The sequence below is a fragment of the Candidatus Rokuibacteriota bacterium genome, assembly GCA_016188005.1.
Lineage (GTDB): Bacteria > Methylomirabilota > Methylomirabilia > Rokubacteriales > CSP1-6 > UBA12499.
Map to the genome: position 1 here is coordinate 1 of JACPIQ010000018.1, position 3235 is coordinate 3235.

A 3235-nucleotide genomic window follows, 5' to 3' on the forward strand; every position below is an offset into this window, starting at 1 on the left:
GGCGGCCACGGGACGGCCACGCGTGCGCCGGCAACTGGAGGAACTGCCCGAGCCAGCGCGGCGGCTGGCGGTGGGCTTTGACTTGCTCCCGACTCCGTAGTAACTACGCTCCTCGGGCGAGAATCGCGCGTGATTTCAGCCGTTTCCCGAAGCGCCCACCAGCTCCGGGGTAAACTCACGCTAGGCTGTCGTAGCGGAGATGGGTCGGCGCCGGCCCGAAGCCCGTCAGGTAGCGCACGAGAGCTTCCAGCCCGAGGGCGGCGACCAGGGCATTCAGCGTGACCACCGAGGGCGGGGCCGCCTCCTCCGCGCCCTCGACGTAGCCGAGCCCGCGGCGCAGGGCCCGGTGCTCGGGGCTCAGGATGCGCGAGGGATTCACCACCCCCTGGCAGAGGAGGCAGGGCCCGCCGGGCGCGTAGAGCGCCGCCTGCGCGCCCATGTGCTGGACCTGCCGCGTCCCCGGTCGCAGCACGATGCCCGAGCCCATGTCGAGGAGGGGCTTCAGGTACCGCGCCGCCACCACCTGCGCCTCGAGCCGCGCCGCCATGTTGTCGAGCCCGCAGACGATGAGGTCGGCGCGCAGCAGCGCGCGGCGCGCCTCCTCGGACTGAAGCGGCGCGGGGACGATCTCGACTTCGGCCGTGGGGTCGAGCGCGCGCACCTCGCGCGCGAGCACCTTGACCTTGAGCCGCCCGACGTCACGGAGGCGCGCCCCGAAGAGACGATTGAGGTTGCTCGGCTCCACCCGGTCGGGATCGATCAGGATCAACCGGCGGAACCCGAGCCCGCGAGCCTGGGCGACCCACGCCGACCCGATGCCCCCCGCGCCACAGACCGCCAGGCGCGGCTCGCGCAGCCGCTGCTGGCCGTCCCCGCCCAGCCAGCGGATATTGCGGTCCAGACGGGCCACCGGCAGGGTGCCGTCGTCGATCCGGGAAGCACGCGCCGCCGCAGCGAAGGCGACGATGCGGCGGATCCCGGCCGGACCCACGGCGCGCAGCTCCCTGACGCGAGCGACGATGCGGCCGTCGCCCCGGTAAACCTCCGCGGAGAAGCCCTCCTCGCGCTGTCCCCAGACGAGCCGCAGGAACGGAACCTCCCGGCGCACATCGGCTCCCCGGGGATAGCCCCGCACCGTGGCGATCTCGCCCCGGAGGAACCGGTCATCCGTCCCGCTGAACGCGGCCCCCTGCGAGAAGGGGTGGCTGTGCGCGTGGAGGTAACCGGCGGCGCCCGAGGTCGCCAGGCGATGAAGCGTATGGAGGACGTAAGTCGGCGCGGGCTCGACGCTGGCGCCATCCTGGCGGCGATAGTCGCCGTCCCCGGGCAGGAGGAGCCGGTGGAGGAAGTACTCCCCGGGCTCGACTGACCGGCAGCGGCCCAGGAGCCCGAAGGCCGCCCGCTCGAGCCCGTCGGCCTGGAGGAGGTGCGCGCGGAGCCCGGCGAGATCGCGCTCGGCCATGACGAGCGTCGCATCCGGAACGTGGGCGGAGACACCAGGCCAGAGCCAGCCGCCGAGAGCACCACGCATCATCGCTTCGCCTCCCAGCGGGGGTTGAACGGGTCACTCAGGAACAGCTCCACCTGCTTGAGGAAGGTCAGGATGTTGTCCGCCGGGCGCCAGCCGTCCATGTGGAGGCACAGGTAGCGCCAGTTGCGGCTGCGGACCGTCGGGGTGGGGGCGTAGCGCCGCGCCTCGTCGAAGTAGTGTGGGATCTCCCGCCACGCCCCCGCGTGCCACACCCGGAGCGCCGGGTCCACGTAGAGCTCCTTGTAGGGGACGCCGTGGCCGTAGCCGTCCGGGATCATCACCAGGAGGTTGGTCGCGCGCACAGTGAGCCCCGGCGGCAGCGGGAAGCCTTCGACCGTCACCCAGGAGTAGTCCGGCGCCCACACGACCGCGTCGGCTCCATGGACGGCGACAAGGAGACGCAGCTCGGTCGTGATCCGCTGCGTATGCCGCATCAGCCCCCCGCCAGGAAGGGTCGCGTCCGGCCGACCTGGTCCCCGTCGCGCAGCTGCACCGGCAGGTCGTCGTCGAGCACCTCCGGCGCCTCCCCCGGGGCGGCGACGCGGTAGACCACGTCCTCCGGGTCCGCCCCGGCGAGCCGCTTGAGATCCCGGCCCGTCAGCGTGCCAGCGGGAATGTCGAACTCCTGGCCGTCCATCACCACTCGCGGCATCCTCAGCCCTCCTCACACGGCCCGTTTCATGTGCCGCAGCCCCTCGCCCCTGCCATCAGCTGGGGCGGACAGCGACCGCTTCGACTGACATGGCGCCGCCAGCCACCGCGCCCCCTGGCGGGCGCTCACCGGGCCTCACCGCCGTCGCCGTCGGCCTCGGCGGGCGTGGAGTCCGCTGCCCGCGTCTCGGCCTCCGCGGCCCAAGGGACCAGCCACACGGCGGCCACGACGCTGACCGCCAGCCAGGCGTCGAACGCCGTCAACAGCGTGGAATGGTCGAGCCACCTCACGAGCCGGTGCCCCAGGTACCACCAGCCGAAACCAAACGTCGCCATCAGCGCGCCCCGCGCGACCCTCTCCCAGTCGCGGAACCTCGGCTCCCCGCTCGAGGGTGACTGCATGTCGCTCACCTCCCCGTCTTCACGCCTCAAGCGTCGTTCCCAGGGAGCGCAGGCCTGGCGGCCAGCGGCGCCCTCACCGGCCAGGCCTGAGCGGGACGACCCGCTCGATGGCGCTGGGAGGGACCCTCTTGGGCGAGGTGATCTCGCCAACCCCCGGGGCACCCCCGACGGTGCGGTTGACGCGTGCCGGGTGTCCCCCCGGCAAGCGCACGGTCTCGCGGACCTCTGGTGCGTTTCGCAGGCCATACCGGGCCTGGGCCTGGCTGGCGGCAGGCGGGCGGCCCCGCACAGCGTGTGAGGTCATGTGCGATCCGCGGGCGATGCCGGTCCTGACCTCGACCCGGGCCCTGTCGGCGGTCGTGTAGCGGTGTACCGTCCGCTCGCGCGCCAGGGGGCGCGCCAGCGTCGCGCGGTCGCGCGCGAGGTCACGCCGGAGCACCCCAGTCGACGCCTTGGTGGCGGCTCTCGCCGTCCCCCTGGCGGCGCCCCGCGCGATCGCCGAGTGAAGCCTGTCGGTTTTCAGAAGGTAGGGACCCTTTCGGCGTGAATTGTTCAGAAGTATGGGACCCCGAGATCTGAAGATTTTCAAAAGCATTCCCCCCCTTGCGTGACCTTCGGGCTATGACCCTCTCGGCCCCCGCTGGGCCTGGA

The 3235-nt window shown here is 72.5% G+C and carries 5 protein-coding genes; all 5 read right to left on the reverse strand.

What is annotated here, in order from left to right:
- Window positions 1-175: 175 nt before the first annotated feature.
- On the reverse strand, window positions 176-1534 hold the full coding sequence (locus HYV93_05050; protein ID MBI2525331.1) for a ThiF family adenylyltransferase: 1359 nt from the start codon (window positions 1532-1534) through the stop codon (window positions 176-178).
- Window positions 1531-1965, reverse strand: coding sequence for a hypothetical protein (locus HYV93_05055; protein MBI2525332.1), 435 nt, complete (start codon window positions 1963-1965; stop codon window positions 1531-1533). The genes HYV93_05050 and HYV93_05055 overlap by 4 nt, the downstream gene beginning before the upstream one ends.
- Window positions 1965-2183 carry a multiubiquitin domain-containing protein gene (locus HYV93_05060; protein MBI2525333.1) on the reverse strand — a complete coding sequence of 73 codons (219 nt, stop codon included), beginning with the start codon at window positions 2181-2183 and terminating at the stop codon, window positions 1965-1967. The genes HYV93_05055 and HYV93_05060 overlap by 1 nt, the downstream gene beginning before the upstream one ends.
- 125 nt (window positions 2184-2308) lie before the next feature.
- Window positions 2309-2584: a hypothetical protein gene (locus HYV93_05065; GenBank protein ID MBI2525334.1), complete on the reverse strand. Its 276-nt coding sequence runs from the start codon at window positions 2582-2584 to the stop codon at window positions 2309-2311.
- A gap of 73 nt (window positions 2585-2657) precedes the next feature.
- Window positions 2658-3023, reverse strand: a complete 366-nt coding sequence (locus HYV93_05070) for a hypothetical protein (protein ID MBI2525335.1) — start codon at window positions 3021-3023, stop codon at window positions 2658-2660.
- Window positions 3024-3235: the final 212 nt, after the last annotated feature.

Coding starts and splice junctions, on each gene's coding strand:
- HYV93_05050 (MBI2525331.1), bottom strand. CDS start 1,534: ATGATGCGTGGTGCTCTCGGCGGCTGGCTCTGGCCTGGTGTCTCCGCC.
- HYV93_05055 (MBI2525332.1), bottom strand. CDS start 1,965: ATGCGGCATACGCAGCGGATCACGACCGAGCTGCGTCTCCTTGTCGCC.
- HYV93_05060 (MBI2525333.1), bottom strand. CDS start 2,183: ATGCCGCGAGTGGTGATGGACGGCCAGGAGTTCGACATTCCCGCTGGC.
- HYV93_05065 (MBI2525334.1), bottom strand. CDS start 2,584: ATGCAGTCACCCTCGAGCGGGGAGCCGAGGTTCCGCGACTGGGAGAGG.